This is a genomic window from Streptomyces sp. NBC_01304 (assembly GCF_035975855.1).
In the GTDB taxonomy this organism is placed as follows: Bacteria; Actinomycetota; Actinomycetes; order Streptomycetales; family Streptomycetaceae; genus Streptomyces.
Window position 1 is genome coordinate 6,854,136 of sequence record NZ_CP109055.1, and the last position, 21,461, is coordinate 6,875,596.

At 70.5% G+C, this 21,461-nt stretch carries 19 protein-coding genes and 2 tRNA genes; 9 read left to right on the forward strand and 12 right to left on the reverse strand.

What is annotated here, in order from left to right:
* Window positions 1–56: 56 nt before the first annotated feature.
* Window positions 57–130: transfer RNA gene (locus tag OG430_RS30450), tRNA-Lys, on the reverse strand.
* Between the two features lie 197 nt (window positions 131–327).
* Here OG430_RS30450 and OG430_RS30455 point away from each other — a divergent pair.
* The 6 genes from OG430_RS30455 to OG430_RS30480 all read left to right on the forward strand — a co-directional run bounded on the left by OG430_RS30455 (window position 328) and on the right by OG430_RS30480 (window position 6,632).
* Window positions 328–1,695 (forward strand): peptidoglycan-binding protein, encoded by a 1,368-nt coding sequence (locus OG430_RS30455; RefSeq protein ID WP_327355832.1) that lies wholly within the window; start codon window positions 328–330, stop codon window positions 1,693–1,695.
* Between the two features lie 105 nt (window positions 1,696–1,800).
* Complete coding sequence (locus OG430_RS30460) at window positions 1,801–2,943, forward strand: SPFH domain-containing protein (RefSeq protein ID WP_327355833.1); 1,143 nt, start codon at window positions 1,801–1,803, stop codon at window positions 2,941–2,943.
* A complete protein-coding gene (locus OG430_RS30465; protein WP_327355834.1) occupies window positions 2,930–3,613 on the forward strand; it encodes a nucleoside/nucleotide kinase family protein in 684 nt (227 codons plus the stop codon). The genes OG430_RS30460 and OG430_RS30465 overlap by 14 nt, the downstream gene beginning before the upstream one ends.
* An 86-nt stretch (window positions 3,614–3,699) precedes the next feature.
* Window positions 3,700–4,299 (forward strand): lytic polysaccharide monooxygenase auxiliary activity family 9 protein, encoded by a 600-nt coding sequence (locus OG430_RS30470; RefSeq protein WP_327355835.1) that lies wholly within the window; start codon window positions 3,700–3,702, stop codon window positions 4,297–4,299.
* Window positions 4,300–4,452: 153 nt separating this feature from the next.
* Window positions 4,453–4,893 (forward strand): DUF3592 domain-containing protein, encoded by a 441-nt coding sequence (locus tag OG430_RS30475; RefSeq protein WP_327355836.1) that lies wholly within the window; start codon window positions 4,453–4,455, stop codon window positions 4,891–4,893.
* A 68-nt stretch (window positions 4,894–4,961) separates the two neighbouring features.
* Window positions 4,962–6,632, forward strand: a complete 1,671-nt coding sequence (locus tag OG430_RS30480; protein ID WP_327355837.1) for an AMP-binding protein — start codon at window positions 4,962–4,964, stop codon at window positions 6,630–6,632.
* A gap of 84 nt (window positions 6,633–6,716) precedes the next feature.
* Here the strand turns inward: OG430_RS30480 and OG430_RS30485 are convergent, their stop codons facing one another.
* The 3 genes from OG430_RS30485 to OG430_RS30495 are packed head-to-tail and all read right to left on the reverse strand — an operon-like array spanning window position 6,717 to window position 9,455.
* Window positions 6,717–7,250, reverse strand: a complete 534-nt coding sequence (locus tag OG430_RS30485; protein WP_327355838.1) for a type VII secretion target — start codon at window positions 7,248–7,250, stop codon at window positions 6,717–6,719.
* A 17-nt stretch (window positions 7,251–7,267) separates the two neighbouring features.
* Complete coding sequence (locus tag OG430_RS30490) at window positions 7,268–7,747, reverse strand: hypothetical protein (RefSeq protein ID WP_327355839.1); 480 nt, start codon at window positions 7,745–7,747, stop codon at window positions 7,268–7,270.
* 49 nt (window positions 7,748–7,796) lie between these two features.
* Entirely contained in the window at window positions 7,797–9,455 is a 1,659-nt protein-coding gene (locus OG430_RS30495; protein ID WP_327355840.1) for an alpha/beta hydrolase, read from the reverse strand.
* 346 nt (window positions 9,456–9,801) lie between these two features.
* Here OG430_RS30495 and OG430_RS30500 point away from each other — a divergent pair, with 346 nt between their 5' ends.
* Together OG430_RS30500 and OG430_RS30505 are read left to right on the forward strand one after the other, a co-directional pair.
* The gene (locus OG430_RS30500; protein ID WP_327355841.1) at window positions 9,802–10,779 is read left to right on the forward strand and encodes an ATP-binding cassette domain-containing protein; all 978 of its coding nucleotides are present in this window, start codon (window positions 9,802–9,804) and stop codon (window positions 10,777–10,779) included.
* A gap of 58 nt (window positions 10,780–10,837) precedes the next feature.
* Complete coding sequence (locus OG430_RS30505) at window positions 10,838–11,674, forward strand: ABC transporter permease (protein WP_327355842.1); 837 nt, start codon at window positions 10,838–10,840, stop codon at window positions 11,672–11,674.
* A gap of 114 nt (window positions 11,675–11,788) precedes the next feature.
* Here OG430_RS30505 and OG430_RS30510 read toward each other — a convergent pair whose 3' ends face one another.
* The 7 genes from OG430_RS30510 to ehuB all read right to left on the reverse strand — a co-directional run bounded on the left by OG430_RS30510 (window position 11,789) and on the right by ehuB (window position 19,339).
* Window positions 11,789–14,893, reverse strand: a complete 3,105-nt coding sequence (locus tag OG430_RS30510) for a BTAD domain-containing putative transcriptional regulator (protein ID WP_327355843.1) — start codon at window positions 14,891–14,893, stop codon at window positions 11,789–11,791.
* A gap of 202 nt (window positions 14,894–15,095) precedes the next feature.
* A tRNA-Lys gene (locus tag OG430_RS30515) sits at window positions 15,096–15,169 on the reverse strand.
* A gap of 72 nt (window positions 15,170–15,241) precedes the next feature.
* Window positions 15,242–16,000: an IclR family transcriptional regulator domain-containing protein gene (locus OG430_RS30520; protein ID WP_327355844.1), complete on the reverse strand. Its 759-nt coding sequence runs from the start codon at window positions 15,998–16,000 to the stop codon at window positions 15,242–15,244.
* A gap of 211 nt (window positions 16,001–16,211) precedes the next feature.
* Window positions 16,212–17,033: an ectoine/hydroxyectoine ABC transporter ATP-binding protein EhuA gene (ehuA, locus tag OG430_RS30525; RefSeq protein ID WP_327355845.1), complete on the reverse strand. Its 822-nt coding sequence runs from the start codon at window positions 17,031–17,033 to the stop codon at window positions 16,212–16,214.
* Window positions 17,023–17,670: an ectoine/hydroxyectoine ABC transporter permease subunit EhuD gene (gene ehuD, locus OG430_RS30530; RefSeq protein ID WP_327355846.1), complete on the reverse strand. Its 648-nt coding sequence runs from the start codon at window positions 17,668–17,670 to the stop codon at window positions 17,023–17,025. Before ehuD ends, ehuA begins: the two co-directional genes overlap by 11 nt.
* On the reverse strand, window positions 17,667–18,407 hold the full coding sequence (ehuC, locus tag OG430_RS30535; protein WP_327359283.1) for an ectoine/hydroxyectoine ABC transporter permease subunit EhuC: 741 nt from the start codon (window positions 18,405–18,407) through the stop codon (window positions 17,667–17,669). The genes ehuD and ehuC overlap by 4 nt, the downstream gene beginning before the upstream one ends.
* Window positions 18,407–19,339: an ectoine/hydroxyectoine ABC transporter substrate-binding protein EhuB gene (ehuB, locus tag OG430_RS30540; RefSeq protein ID WP_327355847.1), complete on the reverse strand. Its 933-nt coding sequence runs from the start codon at window positions 19,337–19,339 to the stop codon at window positions 18,407–18,409. The genes ehuC and ehuB overlap by 1 nt, the downstream gene beginning before the upstream one ends.
* Window positions 19,340–19,435: 96 nt before the next feature.
* Here ehuB and OG430_RS30545 point away from each other — a divergent pair, with 96 nt between their 5' ends.
* A complete protein-coding gene (locus OG430_RS30545; RefSeq protein WP_327355848.1) occupies window positions 19,436–19,924 on the forward strand; it encodes a DUF3830 family protein in 489 nt (162 codons plus the stop codon).
* Between the two features lie 80 nt (window positions 19,925–20,004).
* Here OG430_RS30545 and OG430_RS30550 read toward each other — a convergent pair whose 3' ends face one another.
* Complete coding sequence (locus OG430_RS30550; protein ID WP_327355849.1) at window positions 20,005–21,411, reverse strand: amidase; 1,407 nt, start codon at window positions 21,409–21,411, stop codon at window positions 20,005–20,007.
* Window positions 21,412–21,461: the final 50 nt, after the last annotated feature.

Sequence of the window (21,461 nt, forward strand, 5' to 3'; positions counted from 1 at the left end):
GGGTGCCCGGGTACGCGAAAGGCCCCTCGCTCTCGCGAAGGGCCTTTCGGTGTCTGTGCGCCGCCAGGGACTCGAACCCCGGACCCGCTGATTAAGAGTCAGCTGCTCTAACCAACTGAGCTAGCGGCGCCTGCTGACCTGGAGAACTCTACCCGATGTCCGGAGGTGGTCCCGACCGCCGACGGGCGCCCGGCGCGCGGCCGGGGCGGGCCCGACGTGGGCGAATACAGCATTCGGACCGTCAGCATGCGATTTCCGTGGACAGTTGAGAAACTGACGCCTGTGCAGATCCGTACAGATTTCTTCCTGGGATGTGAGGGGGATCGCATGAAGAATCCGGCTCCGGCGTCGGTTGCCGCTTCTGATTCGGCTTCCACATCCGCTCCGGTATTCGAAGAATTCGAACCTCCGGCTGATTGCGACTGCGCGGGCTGCGTCCAGCTGCGGAATTCCCGGTCCGGTGAAAGGCCCTCGCGCGGGGCGCACCGCGCGCTGCTGCTCGCGGCGGCCGCGGGCACGGCGCTCGGTTCCGGCTCCGGCTCGCCGGCCCTCGCGGCGCCGGCCGCCGAGCACGGGCAGGTCAGCCCGGCCGGGCCGGCCGTCCCGGGCGGTCCCGCCAGGCCCGCCGCGGACGAGCCCGACGGGCACCCGCAGGGCGGCTCCAGCGCACTGCACGGCCGCGGCGAATGGAAGCCCGCGCAGGCCCGGCCGACCACCCGCGCCGACATCATCAAGCGGGCCAAGCAATGGGTCGGCACGCAGGTGCCGTACAGCATGGACCGGTACTGGCGGGACGGCTATCGGCAGGACTGTTCGGGATTCGTCTCGATGGCCTGGAACCTCGGCCGCAATGAATGGACCGGAAGTCTCGACCGGTATGCCGTGCGCATCGGCCGGGATCAGCTCAAGCCCGGCGACATTCTGCTCTTCCACAATCCGGACGACCCGGGGAAGGGATCGCACGTGACCATTTTCGGCGGCTGGACCGACTACACGAAGGCCTATTACCTCGCCTATGAACAGGCCCGGCCGCACGCCCGCAAACAGGCCACGCCGTATGCATACTGGAGCCACTCCGGGCGCTATACCGCCTACCGCTACAAGGCCCTGAGCTCCCCGGCGCCGACCGCCGGCAGCGATGTCACCCGCCGCTATCCCGGCTCCGCCGCCTTCGGCCCCGGCACGCACGGCACGCACATCACCGATCTGGGGCGCCTGCTGAGCGGGCGCGGCGGGGCCCGCTTCTACCGCTCGGGTCCCGGCCCGTCCTGGGGCGACGCGGACCGCCGGGCGACGCAGGCGTTCCAGCGTGCGCAGGGCTGGACCGGGCGGGACGCGGACGGACTGCCGGGGCGGCTGACCTGGGAGTACCTGGTCAGCGGCAAGGGCCGGGACATCCCGGCGGCGGCCTCGGCCCCGGCTGCGACCTCCGGGGCGAGTGCCGCCTCGGTCCGGGTGCCCGCGTACCCGGGCAGGGCCCACTTCCGCCCGGGACAGTCCAACCCGTACGTCGAACTCCTCGGCAAGCGGCTCGTCCAGCGAGGGTTCGGCAAGTACTACGCGCAGGGCCCCGGTCCCCGCTGGGGCGAGGCGGACCGCCGCAACGTCGAGGCCTTCCAGCGCGCCCAGGGCTGGCGCGGCGGAGCGGCCGACGGCTTCCCCGGCCCGGAGACCTGGCGGCGCCTCTTCTCCTGAGCGTTGTGAGGGAAAAGGGGCAGGCAAAACGGGCGGAACCGGGCGCCAAGCTGTCCGTTATCCCCCACATCTCCATCTCCCACCCGAGAGTTCGCGGAGGCAGCGATGAGCAGGACCGCAGGGAAGCGTGACGAGGGTGAGGGCGGGGCGCCGGAGACCCCCCAGCGCGCGCCCCGCCTCATCCAGAACGAGGCCACCACCGAGATCCCCGTCCACCTCCTCTTCCGCGACGACACCGGGCAGACCCCGCTGCCCCTGCCGCCCACCGTGGTCGGCCGCCGGCAGGGCACCGGGGAGCAGCCGCGCACCCCGCGCCGCCCCGCGCCGACCGTCGCACCCACCGGCCCGCCCGTCGACGCCTCGCCGGCCGAGTGCGCGGGCCCGGCGTGCTCCGGACCGGCCGCCGCGCTCGCCGGGACCGCGGCGCTCACCGGGTGCGGCGCCGGGCTGTGGTGGGCGGGGGTCGTGCCGCCGCTCGCCCTGAAGCTGGCGCGGCTGCCGATCCACGAAGGGGCCGAACTGGGGCCCGCGCAGTGGGCTGTCGTCGCCGGATCCGGAGCGGTCGCGCTGTTCGCGTTCGGCGGGCTCGGGCGGGGCCGGATCGGGAAGGCGTGGGTGCTCTCGCTGTTCGGGCGGTACCGGGGGAGCGTGCGCCGGACCGGCCTGGTCTGGATCAACCCGCTGCTCAGGCGGCAACGCATCGACGTACGACTGAAGCACTGGCGCAGCGAGCCGATGCCCGCCGTCGACGCCAACGGGGTCGCGCTGCAGGTCGTCGTCCTCGTGGTCTGGCGGGTCAAGGACACCGCGCGGGCCGTCTTCGCGGTCGACGACCACGCCGGATTCCTGCGCGAATGCGTCGAGGCGGCGCTCGCCCGGGTCCTCTCGCAGCTGCCCGCCGACGCCTTCCAGGGCGGCGGCCCGACCCTGCGCAACGTGGAGGCGGTCGGGGACGCGCTGACCCGGCGGATCAGGAAGGACGCGGAGCCCGCCGGGATCGAGGTGTTCTCCGCGCAGCCGACGCGGATCGAGTACGCCCCCGAAGTCGCGGCCGCCATGCAGCGCAGGCGGATCGCCGCTCTGGACGCCCGGCACCGGGACAGCCTGCTGACCCAGGTCGTCGACTCGGTCGAGGACACGGTGACGCGGCTGACCACGCGCGGGCTCGTGGAGCTCGACGACTACGAACGAAAGGCCCTGGTGAAGGATCTGACGGTGGCGTTCTATACGGGGCATGGAGATCGCTGACCCGCCCCTCATCCCGGATCTGGCCGCTGACGCCTGGCAGTTGACGGCCGACGTCCCGCGCGCCGTGCTCGGCCTCGCCGGCCCGCCCGGCGCCGGGAAGTCCACCCTCGCCCGCGCCCTGGTCGCCGCGCTCGACGCCGAGCACGGGGCCGGGGCCGCCGGGTACCTGCCGCTCGACGGGTTCCATCTGTCCAATGTGCAGCTGGCGCGGCTCGGGCTGATGGCCCGCAAGGGGTCCGAGCCGAGCTTCGACGTCTGGGGTTACGTCGCCCTCCTGCACCGCGTGCTCGACGAGCGCGACGGGGCGCGCGACATCTACGTACCGGATTACGACCGGACGCTCGCGCACGATCCGATTGCCGCGCGGCACCTCGTCGCGCCGTCGGCGCGGCTGATCGTCACCGAGGGGAACTACCTCGCCTGCGACCTGCCCGGCTGGCGCGAAGCGCGCGAGCTGATGGCGGCGCTCTGGTATGTCGAGGCACCGGCAGATGTACGTCAACTCCGTTTGGTGGACCGACAGTTGAGCGGCGGTCGAACGGGCGACGAGGCGCGGGAGTGGGTCGGGACCAATGACGCGCCCAACGGGGAACTTGTGGAGAACTGGCGGGAACGGGCCGACCGAAACCTCTCCACGATTGGTATGGACATGTTCAACTCTCAGCAATAATCTGAACTTGGTCTAGACCGCAGCAGTCCTGCGCGCGCTCGAAGAAGAACTCCCCCACGTTCTCAACGGAGCATCGGAGCAGCAGCATGCGAAGGAAGAAGACGTACGCGGCGATGCTCGGCCTCGCCACCGCCGGAGCCTTTGCGCTCACCACGGGCGGCGCCAGCAGCCATGGCTACACCGACTCACCCATCAGCCGGCAGAAGCTGTGCCAGAACGGCACGGTGACCGGGTGTGGCGCCATTCAGTGGGAGCCGCAGAGTGTCGAGGGCCCCAAGGGATTCCCGGCCTCGGGTCCGGCCGACGGCAAGATCTGTTCGGCGGGCCTCTCCCAGTTCAACGAGCTCAACTCCGCGACGAAGCCGGGCGGCGGCGCCTGGCCCACCACATCGGTCAGCAACGGGCAGAACTACACGTTCCGCTGGCAGTTCACCGCCCGGCACTCCACGACCGACTTCAAGTACTACGTCACCAAGAACGGCTGGAACCAGAGCCAGCCGCTGACCAGGGCGTCCCTGGAGACCGCGCCCTTCTTCACCGTCCCCTACAGCGGCCAGCCCCCGGCCACGCTGGAGCACACCGGCAAGCTGCCCACGGGCAAGTCCGGGCACCACATCATCCTGGCCGTGTGGACGATCGCGGACACGTCGAATGCGTTCTACGCCTGCTCGGACGTGACGTTCTAGGTCCGTAGGGCCTACGGCCTGCAGTCTCAGGTTCGGCAGTCTCAGTTCTTCCTCAGATCCGGTTCTTCCCCCCGGTTCTACGGGCACATACGGTCCGCGCGCGCCGTGATCGAATGGCACGGCGTGCGCGTACCGGAATCTCGGGGGGAACCAATGGACTTCATGTTTGTCGTCATACCGCTGTTCATCATGGGTGTGGCGATCCTGATCGGCGTCAAGACCGTCATGCGCGCCCTGCAGCTGAGGAGCGCGTGGCGCAGCGGGCTCACCGCCGAGGCGCGCTGTCTGCGCTTCTACACGACCACGCGGCGCAACGACAACCACGTCACCACGACGCGGCACCACGTCTTCGAGTTCATGACGAGGGACGGCCGGCAGATCCGCTTCGAGGAGGAGAACGGCCCCGGCACGATCATCGAGGGCGACATCGTGCCCGTGCACTACACGGCCGAACACCCCGAGCGCGCCACGGCCCGGCCGCCGAGCCCGGTGGGCAACCTCGCGGGCACCGCGGGGACGCTGGCCTTCGTGGCCGTCATGATCGCGTTCTGCGTCTTCTTCATGACGACGGCCGGCTCCGGCCCCGACTTCTGACGGGACGCACCCTCTTTCGGCGAGCGCACCCTCCACATCTGACGGTACGTCAATTATCGTGCCCGACCATGGCAACCAAGGGTGCTCAGGCCGCGACCGTCGCCGATCTCGTCCGGGCCCGGTGGGGCGACCACCGCCCCGGCCTCCACTTCGAGGACCAGGTGCTCAGCCACCACCAGGTGGCGGCGGGCGCGGCAGCCCGCGCCGCGCTCCTGGCCGACCTGCTGCCGCCCGGCGCGGAGCCCCACATCGGGGTGCTTCTCGACAACACCCCTGAATATCCCCTGTGGTTGAGCGCCGCAGCCCTCGCGGGCGCCGCCGTCGCCGGGATCAATCCGACCCGGCGGGGCGCCGAGCTGGCCCGCGACATCCGCCACACCGAGTGCGGGATCCTGATCACCGAGCGGGCCCATCTGCCGCTGCTCGACGATCTCGATCTGCCGGGCGTACGTCTCCTCGTCACCGACACCGAGGCGTACGACCGGCTCCTCGCCGGGTACGAGGGCGCCAAGCCCGGCGAGGCCACGGTCGCCGAAGTGGACCCCGCCCGGCGGATGTTGCTCTACTTCACCTCCGGCTCGACCGGCGCACCCAAGGCGGCGATCTGCTCACAGGGGCGGCTCGCGGCGGCCGGGCAGTCCCTGGTCCGGCAGTTCGAGGTCAGCCCGGACGACGTGCACTACATCTGCATGCCCATGTTCCACGGCAACGCGGTCATCGCCGACTGGGCGCCCGCGCTGGCCGCCGGAGCCTCGGTCGCCCTGCGGCGACGCTTCTCGGCGTCCGGCTTCCTGGATGACGTACGGGCTTACGGGGCCACGTACTTCACCTACGTGGGCAGGGCCGTGCAGTACCTCCTCGCCACCCCCGAGCGCCCCGACGACCGGGACAACCCGCTGCGGATGGGCTTCGGCACGGAGGCGGGCGCGGTGGACGCGGCGCGGTTCGCCGAGCGGTTCGGGGTGCGGCTCGTCGAGGGGTACGGCTCGTCCGAGGGCGGCGCCGCGATCCAGCGCACCCCGGACACCCCGGCCGGCGCGATCGGCCTGGCCCAGCCCACGGACGACCTGGCGGTGGTGGACGCCTCGACCGGGACGGAGCGTCCGGCGGCGCGGTTCGACGCGGCGGGGCGGCTGCTCAACGGCGATGAGGCGATAGGCGAGTTGGTCAACCGCGGCCGCAACCCCTTCGAGGGCTACTGGCGCAACCCCGAGGCCAACGCGGCCCGGGTGCACGGCGGCTGGTACTGGACCGGGGATCTCTTCTTCCGGGACGCGGACGGCTTCCTGTACTTCGCGGGCCGCACGGACGACCGGCTCCGCGTCGACAGCGAGAACCTGGCCGCCGCGATGATCGAGAGCATCCTCGCCCGGTACGAGGCCGCCGCCGCGGTCGCCGTGTACGCGGTGCCGGATCCGGTGGCCGGGGACCAGGTGATGGCGACGCTGGCGGTGCCGGATCCCGATGATTTCGATCCGGCCCACTTCATGCAATTCCTTGCTGAGCAAGGGGACTTGGGGCCGAAGATGCTGCCCCGATTCGTACGGGTGGTGCGGCGGATGCCGGTCACGGCCACGAACAAGGTGCACCGGGTCGCGCTGCGGCGGGAGGGCTTCCGGTGTGCGGACCCGGTGTGGTGGCGGGTGGGGGAGGTGTACCGCCCGCTGGACGCGGGGGATGTGGAGGGGCTGGTCGGGGAGTACCGGGCGCAGGGGCGGGAGGAGCTGCTCGGGCGGTAGTGGTCCCGCCCCTGCGTCCGGGCGACGGACAGGGCCGGCGGTCAGCCGAAGTCGTGCGTCCGGGCGACGGACAGGGGTCGGCGGTCAGCCGAAGTCGTTCCCGCCCGGGGCCGGTTGGGTGCTGATGTTCTCGTCGTACGTCGGCATGTTGGTGATGAGCGGGGTGCGCGGGTCGAGCCGGGGGTCGAGCGGTCCCGCGCCCGGCGGCCTGGCGACCGGGTCGTTCCCGGAGCCAAGCCCTGGGCCCGGACCCAGGGGGCTGCCCGGACGCAGCGCGGCGGGCATCGTGCCGAAGGCCGCCTGTGTCTGGGTCTCGCCGCCGAGGTTCTCGAAGTCCTGGGACGTCCGCTTGTCGTTCCACTCGTGGCCGTCGGCCGAGGAGCGCAGGTTGGCCGCCCCGGCCTTGGCGCGGTCGTGCAGGCCCTGGAGGGCGGGCTTCCAGCTGGTGGAGATGGTGGTCAGGGCCGGGCCGAGCGACCAGCCGGTGAGTGAACTCCCGGCCGTGTCCGCCTCCTTGACGGCCTTGTCGGACGGCTCCTTCATCGTCTTGGCTATCTCGTCACACGCTCCGGCCGACGAGCGCAGTTCGGCGGGGTCGACCTTGGGTCCGCTGGACATGGAAGGCTCCTCTCCTCTCAGAACTGCTGCTGCTCGACACCGGGCGGAAGCAGACACGGGGTGCGTACCGCGAAGGAGAAGCGCTGCGGCTTCGCCCGGCCGGAGCCGACGGTGTCGGCCGTCACCGAGTAGGCGTTCTGCCTGCTGCGGGCCCGGAACGCGGCCGAGTAGTAGGCGTCCTGGAACTCGCGGTACCCGGTCACCTCGTAGCCCTGCTTGGGCAGTTCGCCCCGCAGGGTGCGCACGATGCGGGTGTGCTCGGTGGGGGAGACGGGGGAGTAGATGTAGTAGAAGAGGCTGTACCGGCCGTCCTCGGCCACCTCGTTGCGCGCGCCGACGCACGCCTCGAAGTGCACCTTGGCCGTCCCGGGGATCAGCGGGACGCCGGTCAGTTCGGCCATGTACGTGGTGTAGTTCTCGGCCCATTGCAGGGCCGCCGCCTTGTCCATGCGCGGCAGCGGGGCATTGGGGTCGTTGGGGTCTTCGTACGGGGACACACGGCCTCCAGTCGGCAGCAGGATGACGATCAGGGCTCAGCGGGTGCGCTCAGCCGATGATGATCGGGTCCGGCGGCGGGCCGTTGTCGACTTCCTTGGGTGCCTCGGGCGCGGGCTTCCCCGCGATGATCAGCCCCTGGTTGGCGAGCGAGTCGCTGCCCTCGTTCCAGTAGCCGCTGTGACCGCTGGTGTCGACCTGGAAGTTGTTGCCGCCGAAGGGCTGCAGCATCGGGTCCGCGCCCAGCGTCGCCCCGGCGAAGTTGTTGATGATGGGGTCGTCCGGGGCCCCGCCGACCCACACGTGCTCCGAGTCCATCTGGAGTTCGTCCGCGGTGTTGACCGTCATGCCCGGACTGCCGACCACCACCACGTCGTCCGCGCCCAGGCCGTTGCCACCGGAAGCCGCCGCGCCCACCACGGTCGAGCCGTAGCTGTGGCCCATCACGGTGGTGTGGCTCGGCGAACCGTCGTGCGAGGCCTGGGTGCCGGCCACGAACTGCCGCAGGTCCGGAGCGGCGTCCTCGGCGCGGCCGGTGCCGCCGACGCTGTTGAAGTCGGTCATGGACGCCTCGGGGGCGTCGTAGCCGAGCCAGGTGATCATGGCCACGTCCTCGCCGTCGGACTGTGCCGTGGCGGAGTTCTGCAGCTTGTCGATGCGCTCCAGCTGACCGGGCACTCCGGTCATGTCCGTGTTGGTTCCCGGTACGAGGACGCCGGTGTGCGCGGCCGTGTCCGGGTTGCCCATCGCGATGATGGCCCGTCCGTCGTCCTTGGAGTCGTAGCCCAGGAGGTACAGCTCCTTGCCCTTGGGGGCGCTGTCCCCCTGGTCGAGCCGGTCGCTCAGCAACTGGGCGTTGTTCAGACGGTTGTTGACGGTCTCCTGGCTCTCGCCCTTGAACCCGTCGTGGGTGTTGCCCTCCTCCAGGAGGTTGAGCTCCTGCGCGAGGGCCGTGCGATTGGCGTCGTTGCGGGTCTCCGTGGGCAGGCCGTTCGTCGCCCCGATCTCCTTCGGGTGGAGCGTCTCGTACTCCTGGCGCTCCTCGGGGCTCAGCGCCTTCCACCACTCGGCGGCGGCCTTCGGGTCGTCCTTGGGGATCTGCGGGTCCTGGACGCCGATGGCCTTCATCGCGCTCTTCACGTCGTCGGCGGACTCGGCCGTCGCGTCGTTGTTGAACTGGTCGGTGAGGATGTCACCGTTCAGCTGGCCGAGGGCCTTCTTGCCGTCGTCACTGGCCTTACGGGCATCGGCCAGGGCCTCGTCGATACGCGCCCGGTACTCGCCGAGCGCACCGCTGCGGTCGGCGATCGCCTGCTGGGCATCGGGATCCTGGTGCGGCAGGTCCGAGGTGGTCGGGTCGCTGACCCAGCCGTCCTCGTCGACCTTGTAGCGGTCGGCCTCCGCGCGCTGCACCGCGCCCCGCAGGTCCGTCTGGGCCTGCTCCATCCAGGACTTCGTGGTGTCCAGGACGGAGGCGATCGCCATGGCCTCCGTCTCGACCACGCCGATCCGCGACTCGACGTCCTCCAGGTAGAAGAGCGCCGCGTCGGCGTCGTCGCCCTTCCAGGAGTGGTGCAGCGGGCCGGTGACCTGCTTGCGATGCCGGTCGGTGAGGCCGTCCATCGTCGTCGACAGGCTCCGCCAGGCCTTGGCGGCGGCCTCCAGGTCCGAGAAGTCCTGATTCATCAACCGGGAGAAGTCAGAGGCCATGACCGCTCCCGCACGCTATCCACATCCACGCGTCCTTGCCGGACGCGCCCTTGCCAGGGCATGGCAAGCCGACCCAACCAGACATAGAGCATCCCCGCTGTTGCTGATCACGCTCGGTTCGAGGCGGCCAGCATAATGCGGAACCGGTTTTTCAACTCCTGTTTCTGGAGGGGTAGTTGAGGTGATCTTGGAATGAGCCGACGGCGTCGGGCAAGCGCTCCTGACAGCCCGCGGCCGTCCTGTCAGCGCCTCTGACAGCCCTGTCAGCGTGCTGTCCGTCGGCTGTCAGCGCCCCCCGGCAGAGTCCTGCCCATCGAGAACGGCAAGCAGCTGACGAGGAGTCGACGTGTCTTACGCAATCAAGGCCGAGGGACTGGTCAAGAAGTACGGGGACTTCACCGCCCTGGACGGTGTGGACCTGGAGGTCCCGGCCGGCAAGGTCGTCGGCGTCCTCGGCCCCAACGGTGCCGGCAAGACCACCACGGTGCGCATGCTGGCCACGCTGCTGCGGCCCGACGCGGGCCACGCGACCATCGGCGGGCACGACATCATCAAGGACCCGGTCCGAGTACGCCAGTTGATCGGCCTGACCGGTCAGTACGCCTCGGTGGACGAGACGCTGTCCGGTGCCGAGAACCTGGTCCTGATCGGGCGGCTGCTCGGACTGTCCCGGCGGGACGCGAAGGCCCGGGCCGCCGACCTCCTGGAGAACTTCTCGCTCACCGAGGCCGCGAAGCGCCCCATCGCCACCTTCTCCGGCGGTATGCGCCGCCGCCTCGACCTGGCGGCCAGCCTGGTCGGCCGGCCCTCGGTCCTGTTCCTCGACGAGCCCACCACCGGCCTCGACCCGCACGCCCGCCAGGAGGTCTGGGACGTGGTGAAGGGCCTGGTCGCGGACGGCTCCACGGTCCTGCTCACCACGCAGTACCTGGAGGAGGCCGACCAACTCGCCGACTCCATCACGGTGTTCGACAAGGGCCGCAAGGTCGCCGAGGGCCGGCCCGGGGAGCTCAAGCGGCGCGTGGGCGGTCAGGTGCTGCAGGTCCGCCCGAGCGTCCTGGCCGACGTACCGGAGGTGTCCACGATCCTGGCCGAACTGTCCGGGCACGCCCCCACCGAGGAGTCGGGCGTGCTGACCGTCTCGGCCGACGAGCCGCTCCTCGTCTCGGCCGTCGCCCGCCGGCTCGACAGCGCCGGGATCTCGGCCGACGAACTGGGGCTGCGGCTGCCCAGCCTGGACGAGGTGTTCCTTGCCCTGACCGGCAACGCACCCACCGCCGTCGACGAGCAGCCCGTCGCCGACGGACAGCCCGTCACCGTCTGAGCCCCCGACTTCCCCCAACGCCCGCTGCCCTGCACAGACTTCCCCAAAGGACCCCGTCATGAGCACCCAGACCCTCACCGCCACCGCACCCGCCCCCGCAGCCAAGCAGCTCCCCGGGCGCATCAGCCTCGCGCAGACCGCGCAGCACAGCCTCGCCCTCGCAGGCCGTGGCGTCACCAAGTTCATGAAGTCGCCGATGCAGCTGGTCGACGTCGTCCTCACCCCGATCATCAGCCTGCTGATGTTCATCTACCTCTTCGGGGAGTCCATGGCCCCGGGCGGCGACACCGACCGCTATCTGCAGCACGTCGTACCCGGAGTCATGGTCATGGCCGTCTTCCAGGCCAGCATCGGCATCGGCGCCTCGCTCAGCGCGGACGCCAGCACAGGGATCTTCGACCGGTTCCGCAGCATGCCGATCGCCCGCTCCAGCCCACTGATCGGCGCCGTCCTCGCCGACTTCGTCCGCTACGTCATCTGCCTGGCCACCCTGGTCGTCCTCGCCCTGATCATGGGATACCGCATCGGGACCAACCCGGTCGCTTCGCTCGCCGCGGTCGCCCTGCTCATCGGCTTCGCCCTCAGCTTCTCCTGGATGTCGGTCTACCTCGGCATGCTGATCAAGAACCCCGCCTCCGTGCAGGGCCTGATGACCATCCTGATCCTGCCGCTCACCTTCGCCAGCACCGTCTTCATGGAGAAGGACAAGATGGCCGGTTGGCTCCAGGGCTTCTCCGACGTGAACCCCGTCTCCCTGGTGGCGGGAGCGGTCCGCGGCCTGCTCAACGGCGGCGAGGTCGCCGGTCCCCTGGCAGGCAGCTTCCTCTGGATGGCCGGCGTGACCGCGGTCTTCTTCCCGCTGGCCATGCGCGCCTACCGCAAGAACAACGGCTGACGACCCCGCCCCACGCGGAACCGCCCCAACCCGAACCGCCCCAACCCGAACCGGCCGGCCACGCATCGTGGCCGGCCGGTTCGGCGTACGTACGCCTGGTTCGCGTCCCGAGCCTCAGCCGCCCAACGCCTCCCGCTCCAGCCACCCCTTCGCCTCCTCGCGAGGCATCGCCGCCCCCTTCCCGTACGCGGCCCGATAGCCGTCCTCGCCGAGGGCCTCGACCATCCGGGACACATGCCCCTGCAGCTCCGGCTCGCCCGCGTCGAAGGCGCCGCGCATGACCTCGCTGATCCCGAAGGCGATCGCCCCGGTCGCCGGATCGTCCTCCAACGTACGTATCCCGCCGAGGAGTTCGGCGACCCAGGCGAGCCCGGCCCCGGCCCCCAGCGCGAACAGGCCGCCGGCCGCCTCGGGCAGCAGGGCGCGCGCCGCGGGTGCCCGGCGCTCGGCGATGCGGTTCTCGATGCGGGTGCTGATGATCAAGTCGTGGGCGAGCTCGGCGAGATCGGGGCGGCGGCGGGACAGCGCCTCCAGGTGGTCCAGGGTCCGGTTCGCCTCGCCCACATTGCCGGACATCCGGTGCGCGTTGGCGAGGCCGACCAGGATGTTGGCCTCGAGGCGGAGTTGGCCGCGCTCCCTGGCCTGGCGGTGTGCGGCCCGCAGATCGCGGAAGGCGCCGTCGAGGTCGCCGCCGCGCCGGCGTTCGCGGGCGAGCCGCGCCTTGCTCAGGTACAGGTAGTCCTCCGTGCCGAGCTCGGAGCTCAGTGCGACGGCCCGCTCGAAGACCGCGATGGCCTCGGCGTTCTCGCCGCGCAGGGAGTGGTCGCGGCCGATGGGGATGAGGGCGAAGACGATGCCCCAGCGGTCACCCACCGCCTCGAACCCGCGCAGCGCCTCGATCCGGGACTCCTCGCCCGTTTTCAGGTCGCCCTGCTCGGTGAGCTCGAAGTCGCGTGCCAGGTGGGCGCTGGCCCGCACCCACGGGTCGGGCGAGGCGAGAAGCTCCTCGAAGCCGGGCTCGCCCTGGTCCGCCGCCTTGCCCGCGAAGGCCACCTGGGACATCCGCAGGAGCAGCCCCGCCGGGTGGAACTCGCGGCCCACCGCCGATGCTCCGGGAGCGGACGCGGCCTGCTGCGGGGAGGCGCCGACGGCAGCCAGATGCGTCTCGAACTGGCTGCTCATGCCGCGTATGCCCCAGTACCAGAACATCGCGGCACCGAACCGCACCGCCGTCTCCTGGTCGTCCGCCTCGCGCAGCAGCCGCAGCGCGAACACCAGGTTGTCGTGCTCTCCGTCGAAGACCTTGATGGCGCTCAGCTGCCGGCCGGTGCGCAGCAACGGCTCGTTCTCCTCGGCGAGTTCGAGGTGGTACGCGGTGAAGCGGGCGGAGATGTCGTCGCCGGACTCGGCGAGCCTGCGGCCCGCGTAGGCGCGTACGGTCTCCAGCATCCGGTACCGCTCGTCGCCCTCACCGTCGTCGACGCCAGAGACCAGGGACTTCTCGACCAGCGAGCCGAGGACGTACAGGACGTCGTCGGCGGGCAGGTCCGGGCCCGAGCAGACCGCTTCGAGGGCGGCGAGGGTCGCCCCGCCGGGGAAGGCGGACAGCCTGCGGGCGAGGATCCGCTCCGGCTCGTCGAGCAGGTCCCAGCTCCACTCGACCATCGCGAGCAGGGTGCGCTGGCGCGGCATGGCCGTCCTGCTGCCGGAGGCGAGCAGCCGGAACCGGTCGTCGAGGCGGCGCGCGATCTGCTCCACGCCCATCGAGCGCAGCTTGGCCGCGGCCAGCTCCAGGGCGAGCGGCATCCCGTCGAGGCGCCGGCAGATCTCCAGGACGGCGTCCAGGGTCGACTCGTCGAGGGCGAACCCCTGCCGGACACCGGCTGCCCGGTCCACGAACAGCCGGACCGCGGCCGCCTCCAGCGCCGCGGCCGGCTCCGGCGATCCCGTGGGGACGTCGAGCGGGCCGAGGTGGAACAGCGACTCGCCGTCGATGGCGAGGGGTTCGCGGCTGGTGGCGATGATGCGCAACTCCGGGAGGCGCAGGAGGAGTTGATCGGCGAGCTCGGCGGCTGCCTCGACGAGGTGCTCGCAGTTGTCGAGCATGAGCAGGGCGTCGCCGCTGCCGAGCAGCCCGGCCATCCGCTCCGCGGGCGAAGCCTGCTGGGCCCCGCCGCCCTCGTACAGCCGGCCGTCGGTGGAGCTGAGCGCGCCGAGCACCGCGTCGGCCAGCTGCTCGGGCCCGCTCACGCCCGCGAGCGGCACGAAGCGGACGCGGTCCCGCGCGTGGGCGGCGTCCCTGGTCGCCGCTTCGAGGGACAGCCGGGTCTTGCCCGCGCCGCCCGGGCCGACCAGGGTCACGAGACGGGCCGTACGCATCAGATCGGCGAGCCGGTCCAGTTCGTCGTCGCGGCCGACGAAGCTGGTCAGCCGGGCGGGCAGGCGGCTGGGGGCGTTCTCGGGGCGGGCGGCCGGGCGCTCCAACTCGCCGCGCAGCAGGGCGAGATGGATCTCGCGCACCTCGGCCGACGGGTCGACGCCGAGCTCGTCGCCGAGCCTGGCGCGCAGGTCCTCGTAGACGCCGAGGGCGTCCGACTGGCGTCCCGCCGCCGACAGTGCGCGCATCCGCAGGCCGGCGAGGCGTTCGCTCAACGGCCGCCGCGCGCCCGCCGCTTCGAGGTCGGCCAGGATGTCGGCGTACCGGCCCACCCGCAGTTCCGCGTCGAAGTGGTCCTCGACGGCCGCCGCCCGCAGATCGTCGAGGCGGGTGGCGACGGCGCCCGCGAACGGGGCCTCCAGCACATCGGTGAGCGCCGCGCCCCGCCACAGGCCGAGCGCGCTCGCGAGCGCCTGCGCCGCCTCCTCGGCCCGGCCGGCCGCCAGGGCGCGTCTGCCCCGGCCCGCCAGGTCCTCGAAGCGGTACGTGTCCACGTCCGCCTCTGCTGCGGAGAGCCGGTAGCCCCCCGCCGCGGAGTCCACCGTGCCGGCGCCGCGCAGCGCCTTGCGCAGCCGGGAGACCAGGGCCTGCAGGGCATTGGCCGCGTCGGCCGGGGGGTGCTCGCCCCACAGGCCGTCCACCAGGGAGTCGACGGAGACGGGGCGGCCGGGTTCGAGGGCGAGGCGGGCGAGGAGCATCCGCAGCCGCACGCCGCCGATGTCGACGGGGCGCTCCCCGTCGTGCGCCTGCACCGAGCCCAGCAGATCCACCCTCAGTGCCACGATTCCCCCTGCCTGGTGGGGCCGCTTCCCGGCCTCAACGATGGCTAAGAATCGCCCACTTGCCGGGCCCGGTAAAGGTCTGGCCCGGGCGGTGGAGGGGGTGCGGGTGGCGGAGCCCCCGCGACGCGCGGCGAAGCCGCGCAAAAACAGAGATGGCGAGGCGGTTCGCGCTTTCCGCGAACATGCCTCGCCATCGTCATCGTGCGCCGCCAGGGACTCGAACCCCGGACCCGCTGATTAAGAGTCAGCTGCTCTAACCAACTGAGCTAGCGGCGCCTGCTGACTCGTAAATAGTACCTGGTCCGAGGGGGTGCCTCGAACCATTAATGATCCGGCCCCGGAGCGCCCCTAGAGCGCCAGGGAAAGCAGCACCGGCGCCGCTCCGCGATTCAGCGTCTGGGCGGCCGCCCGCAGCCGGTGGGCGTGCTCGATCGGCATGGACAGGGCCAGGCAGCCCACCGCCGACCCGGCGGTGATCGGGACGGCTGCGCAGACCGTGCCGACCGCGTACTCCTGGAGGTCGAGCACCGGGACCGTGGGCGGCTGGGCGTCCAGCTTGCTGAACAGCAGCCGTTCGTTGGTGATCGTCCGCGAGGTGAGGCGGGCCGGCTTGTGGCGGGAGAGGTGGTCCCTGCGGCCGTTCAGGTCGAGCTGCGTGAGCAGGCTCTTGCCGACGGCGCTGGCGTGTGCCGAGGAGCGGAAGTCCACCCATTCCTTGACGGCCGGGGCATCGGGCCCGTCCGCGTACTGCGTGATCTTCACTTCGCCGTCGATGTACCGGCTGATGTAGACCGCCGCGCCCACGGTGTCCCGCAGCTCGTCCAGCGTGAGCTGGAGCTTGTCCCTTATCGCCTGCTCGCGGCCGGCCGTGGAGCCGAGGCGGGCGAGTGCGTCGCCCGTCACGTAGGCGCCGTCGGCCACCTGCTGGATGTACCCCTCGCGGCGCAGCATCAGGAGCAGGGCGGCGAGCTGCCTGGCGGGCAGTGCGGTCTCGCGGGCGATCTGTACGTCAGTGACCCCGCCGCCGTGCCGGGACACGGCTTCGAGCACGCGGAGGGCGTGTTGCACCGAGTGGTACGGCGCGGTCGAGTCTGGCTTCAGCGCCACGGTATCCCCCTGCATGGACCGGTTCCGGACAGCTGGGCTCCGTACCACGATAGCCGTCAAGCCCCCTTACCGGAGGGGCTGTTGGCGAGATTGGTGGCGCATTCCTACTGCACGCATACCGCGTACGCAGGAACGCGCCACCCTGGCATATGCCACAGTCACGGGATTCCGCCCAGTGCGACGCCGTGACCTTGCCGCTTACGCTGCGCGTTCAGAGGACTGCGCTGAGGAACTCCCGGGTCCGGTCGTGATCAGGTTCACCAAAGATTTTCTCAGGTGACCCGGATTCGATGACCCGCCCCTTGTCGAACATCAGTACCTGGTCCGAAATGTCACGCGCAAAATTCATCTCGTGTGTGACGCAGAGCATGGTGATGTCCGTGGAGTGCGCGATGTCCCGCAGCACGTCCAGGACGCCGGCCACCAGCTCCGGGTCGAGCGCCGAGGTGACCTCGTCCAGGAGGAGCACCTGGGGACGCATCGCCAGCGCCCGGGCGATGGCGACGCGCTGCTGCTGGCCGCCGGAGAGCTGCGTCGGGTACTTGTCCATGTGCTCGGTGAGACCGACCAGTTCGAGCAGCTCGCGGGCGCGCTGGTCGGCCTCGTCGGTGGAGAGGCCGAGGACGTGGATGGGCGCCTCGGTGACGTTGCGCAGCACCTTCATGTTCGGGAAGAGGTTGAACTGCTGGAACACCATGCCGATGTTCTTGCGGACCTCACGGACGTGGTTCTCGGAGGCCTTGACCAGCTTGCCGTTCTTCTCCTCGTGGTTGAGGTACTGCCCGCCGACCTTGATGGTGCCCTCGTCGGGCTCGAGGAGCGTCATCAGGAGGCGCAGGATCGTCGTCTTGCCGGAGCCGGACGGGCCGATCAGCGTCACGTGTTTGCCGGAGGCCACCGAGAAGTCGAGGCTGTCGAGGACGACGTTGCTGCCGAAGCGCTTCGTCACCTTGTCGAAGCGGATCAGCTCGCTGCCGTCGACGGCCGGGTTGGGGATCTCTTGCGAAGTGCTGTTGCTGCTGTCAGCGGACAAGGCGTCGCTCCAGGGCTCGGAGAAGGATGGAGGCCGGGTAGGCGATGAGGATGAAGGCGACGCCGACGACGGTTATCGCCTCGTAGGTGAAGGTCAGCTGACTGAAGGCCTGGGCCTCACCCAGCATCTCCAGGGCGCCGATGGCGGCGATCTGCGGAGAGTCCTTCAGCATCGCCACCACGTAGTTGCCCAGCGCGGGGATCACGCGGCGGACCGCCTGCGGCAGGATGATCGCCGTCCAGGTGCGGCGCTTGGGCAGGCTGAGCGCGGTGGCCGCCTCCCACTGGCCTGCCGGTACGCCCTCGATGCCCGCCCGGTAGACCTCGGCGGTGTACGTCGAGTAGTGAAGACCGAGCCCGACCACTCCGGTGACCAGCGGGGACATCGACGGCCCCCACGCCGGGACCACGTAGAACAGGAAGAACAGCTGCACGAGCAGCGGGGTGTTGCGGATGAACTCGGTGACCGCGGTCACTGGCCAGCGGACCCATCTGGCCTTGGAGCGCTGGGCTATCGCCCAGACCAGGCCGAGCGAGAAGGCGATGAGCACGCCGCCGAGCAGCGCCTGGAGGGTGAGCAGCACCCCGTCCCAGAACGTCGGCATGAAGGCGTCGACATTGGACCAGTTCCAGTTCATCCGGCACCTCCGGCGGGGTAGGCGCCCATCGAGGAAGCCGAATCGGTCTTGGCGCGCAGACCGCCGAGCAGCCGGAACTTCTCCGGGGTCTGGCCGATCTTCGACTTCGCCTGTCGCTCAAGAAGCCGCATCACCCGGGTGAGGACGAACGCGATGACGAAGTACACCACCAGGAGCAGCGTGTAGATCGGTGCGCTCTCGGCCTTGACCAGGCGCCACAGGTCGCCCGCGAAGGTCATGTCGGCCACCGCGATCAGCGAGATCAGCGAGGTGCCCTTGAGCAGCTCGATCAGCAGGTTGTTGAACGGCGGGATCATCTCCGGCCAGGCCTGCGGGAGTTCGATCCGGCGCAGCCGCTGCGCGCGCGTGAAGCTCAGCGCGATGCCGGCCTCACGCTGGGCGGGCGGCACCGCGGCGAGCGCACCACGCACGATCTCGGAGCCGTACGCCCCGTACGTCATCCCGAGCGCGAGCACGCCCGCGGCCATCGGCAGGAAGCTGATGCCGAACATCATCGGCACCGTGAAGGCGACCCAGAACATGAAGACCAGGGCCGAGGTGCCGCGGAAGATCTCGAAGTAGGCGCCGGCCAGGAAGCGCACGATCCAGAAGCGGGAGGTGCGCAGGACGCCGATGGGGAAGGCGATCGCGAAGGCGAGCAGCGCGCTGTAGACCGTGACCTGGATGGTGATCCACAGTCCGGGCAGGAACCAGGTGGTGAAGAACCCTGAGGTCATCATGAGGCGGCTCCCTTCAGGTCCGGGCAGAGATCCGTCATCTTCATGTCGGTCATCTCCGTCTTGGTGAAGCCGAACTCCTTGACGACCCGGAGGAGTTCGCCGCTCTTCTTCATCTTGAGCAGTTCCGCGTTGAACGCGTCACGGAGCTTCTTCTCCGACAGCCGGAAGGCGAAGCCGCCCGCGCCGTAGACCGGTTCGCCGTCGATCTCGGGCTGGAAGGGCTTGGAGCCCTCGGCCCCATTGCTGCCCTTGATCACGTCGCGGACCGTGACCGAGGTGCCGGCGAAGGCGTCCACCCGCCCCTGCGCCACGGCGTCGCGGCCCGCCACCTGGTCGGGGAGCTCGAGGATCTCCTTGATGCCCGCGGCCTGGGCCGTGGCGATCTGGGCGTAGGCCGTCCCGCTGGCCAGCTTGAGGCCCTTCTTGGCGATGTCCTCGTACGACTCGATGCCGTGCGGGTTGCCCTTCGCCACGATGAAGGCGTCGAGCATCAGGTAGTCGGGATCGGAGAACAGCACCTGCTCGCAGCGGCCGGGATTGATGTACATGCCCGCCGATACGACATCGAACTGCCGGGCCTGGGTGAGCCCCGGGATCAGCGCGCCGAACTTGGTCGGCACCGCCTTCACGTGGGGGATCCCGATCCTCGGGAAGATCACCTTCGCGATGGCCGGAGCCTCGCCGGTGACCTCGCCGTTCTCGTCGATGTACCCGAACGGCACTTCACCGGCGACACCGATCTTGACCGTGCCGCTGTCGCGCAGCCGGTCCAGCAGATCCCCGCCCTCGACCTTCCCTTCCTCAGGCACCCGGCTGCATGCCGAGACACCGAACGCGCCAAAAGCCGCCGCTCCTGCTCCGGTGAGCAGGGAGCGGCGGCGTACTGCTCTGCCTATGAATCCCTTGTCGTTCCCAAATGGTGGAGCCATGGGCGCGCGGCTACCCGAACTCAATCAAGGTATGCGGATCAATTTCAGCCCCGGTTGCGGACGAGGCGGTATTGACCGCGTGGGGACGATGAGTTCATGAGCGAACGACACCTGGAACTCTCCCTGGACAAGCGGGGCGTGAGCTGCACGGTCCTGCTCCTCGACGACCGCGCGCCGCTCACCTGCGCCGCCGTGTGGGAGGCACTGCCCCTGTCCGGTGACGTCTACCACGCCAAATACGCCCGCAACGAGATCTACGCCCTCTTCCCGCCTTTCGCGGAATCGGAGCCACCACTGGAAAATCCCACGGTGACTCCGATTCCGGGTGACCTCTGCTATTTCACCTTTTCCGGTGCGGAATTGGGCACGAAGGCCTACGGCTACGGAACCCCCCAGCAGTCCACGGTGGTGGACCTGGCCCTCTTCTACGAACGCAACAACCTCCTGCTCAACGGCGACGTGGGCTGGGTCCCCGGCATCGTGTGGGGCCAGGTGGTGGAGGGCCTGGACGCGATGGCAGAGGCCTGCCAGGACTTGTGGCGCAAGGGGGCGGAGGGCGAGACCCTCAGCTTCCGGCGGGCGTAATTCAGCCCGTCCGGCGTTTGAGGACACCGCCCGCAGGGCGGAAGGCGGCGCAGCCTTACGGGAAGGGGCGGGGTGGGGAATCAACCCGCCGAAGGCGGCAAGACCCCACCCGCAGCCCCTGCCTCATACAGCGCATGCGCCGCCCGCAACACCACCGCGTCCTGGTGCCGAGCGCCGACCAGCTGCACCCCGATCGGCAGCCCACCCGCATCCAAACCGCACGGCACCGTAGCCGCAGGCTGCTGCGTCAAATTGAACGGATACGTGAACGGAGTCCACCCCGTCCACCGCCGATGCCCCGACCCCTTGGGCACCTCCACCCCCGCCTCGAACGCCGTGATCGGCAACGTGGGCGTCACCAACAGGTCGTACGTCGAGTGGAACAACCCCATCCGCCGCCCCAACTCCATCCGCACATCCACCGCGGCGAGATAGTCCAGCGCGCTGTACCGAACCCCCCGCCCGGCCATCTCCCGCAGCCCCGGATCGAGCAACTCCAGCTGTGAGGGCCCAAGTTGCTGCAACAGCCGCGCGGCCCCCGCGAACCACAGCGTGTGGAACGCCTCCACCGGATCGCTGAAGTCCGGGTCGACCTCCTCCACGTACGCCCCCAGCGAGGCCAGCCGCTCCACCGCCCGCCGCACCGCCGAGGCCACCGCGGGCTGCACCGCCACCTGCCCCCCGAGCGTCGGCGAGTAGGCGATCCGCATCCCGTGCACCCCACCGCCCAGGCCTTCCCGGAAGCTCACCGCGGGCGGGGCGGAGGCCGACCAGTCCCGCGCGTCCGGCGCGCTGATCACGTCCATGACCAGCGCCGCGTCCGCCGCGTCCCGCGTCATCGGCCCCACGTGCGCCAGCGTGCCGAAGGCACTCGCCGGATACAGCGGGACCCGGCCGTACGTGGGTTTCAGCGCGAAGATCCCGCAGAACGCGCCGGGTATCCGCACGCTGCCCCCGCCGTCCGTGCCGAGCGAGACGGCCCCCGCGCCGACCGCCACGGCCGCCGCGCTGCCGCCGCTGGAACCGCCCGCCGTGCGCGAGAAGTCGTACGGATTGCGGGTGACGCCCGACAGCGGGCTGTCCGTCACGCCCTTCCAGCCGAATTCGGGGGTCGTCGTCTTCCCGAGGAACACCGCACCGTGCTCCCGCAGCCGGGCCACGGCGGGCGCGTCCCAGTCCCAACTGCCTTCCTCACTCACGGTCCTGGAGCCCCGCAGCGTCGGCCGGCCCCGCTGTCGCAGTACGTCCTTGACGGTGACCGGCACTCCGTCGAGCAGCCCCTCCGGCTCCCCGCGCCGCCAGCGCCGCGCCGAGGCCTCCGCCTGGACGAGGGCGTCCTCCCGGTCCACGCGGACGAACGCGTTGACGGCCGGCTCGGTCGCTGCGATCCGTTCGACCGCCGCGGACAGCGCGTCCACCGGATCGAACTCGCCCTTCCGGTAACCGTCGATGAGCTGAACTGCCGTGAGCCTGCCGAGCTCGGTCATCCAGGCCTCCATGGGGCGCAAGAGGGTGAGATCAATGCTCAGGAGAGGGT

Excerpts from the sequence above, each read along its gene's own strand:
- ehuD (WP_327355846.1), bottom strand. The coding sequence starts at position 17,670 with ATGAACTGGAACTGGTCCAATGTCGACGCCTTCATGCCGACGTTCTGG.
- OG430_RS30465 (WP_327355834.1), top strand. The coding sequence starts at position 2,930 with ATGGAGATCGCTGACCCGCCCCTCATCCCGGATCTGGCCGCTGACGCC.
- OG430_RS30460 (WP_327355833.1), top strand. The coding sequence starts at position 1,801 with ATGAGCAGGACCGCAGGGAAGCGTGACGAGGGTGAGGGCGGGGCGCCG.
- OG430_RS30495 (WP_327355840.1), bottom strand. The coding sequence starts at position 9,455 with ATGGCCTCTGACTTCTCCCGGTTGATGAATCAGGACTTCTCGGACCTG.
- OG430_RS30470 (WP_327355835.1), top strand. The coding sequence starts at position 3,700 with ATGCGAAGGAAGAAGACGTACGCGGCGATGCTCGGCCTCGCCACCGCC.
- OG430_RS30475 (WP_327355836.1), top strand. The coding sequence starts at position 4,453 with ATGGACTTCATGTTTGTCGTCATACCGCTGTTCATCATGGGTGTGGCG.
- ehuB (WP_327355847.1), bottom strand. The coding sequence starts at position 19,339 with ATGGCTCCACCATTTGGGAACGACAAGGGATTCATAGGCAGAGCAGTA.
- OG430_RS30455 (WP_327355832.1), top strand. The coding sequence starts at position 328 with ATGAAGAATCCGGCTCCGGCGTCGGTTGCCGCTTCTGATTCGGCTTCC.
- ehuC (WP_327359283.1), bottom strand. The coding sequence starts at position 18,407 with ATGACCTCAGGGTTCTTCACCACCTGGTTCCTGCCCGGACTGTGGATC.
- OG430_RS30550 (WP_327355849.1), bottom strand. The coding sequence starts at position 21,411 with ATGACCGAGCTCGGCAGGCTCACGGCAGTTCAGCTCATCGACGGTTAC.
- OG430_RS30485 (WP_327355838.1), bottom strand. The coding sequence starts at position 7,250 with ATGTCCAGCGGACCCAAGGTCGACCCCGCCGAACTGCGCTCGTCGGCC.
- OG430_RS30545 (WP_327355848.1), top strand. The coding sequence starts at position 19,436 with ATGAGCGAACGACACCTGGAACTCTCCCTGGACAAGCGGGGCGTGAGC.
- OG430_RS30505 (WP_327355842.1), top strand. The coding sequence starts at position 10,838 with ATGAGCACCCAGACCCTCACCGCCACCGCACCCGCCCCCGCAGCCAAG.
- OG430_RS30480 (WP_327355837.1), top strand. The coding sequence starts at position 4,962 with ATGGCAACCAAGGGTGCTCAGGCCGCGACCGTCGCCGATCTCGTCCGG.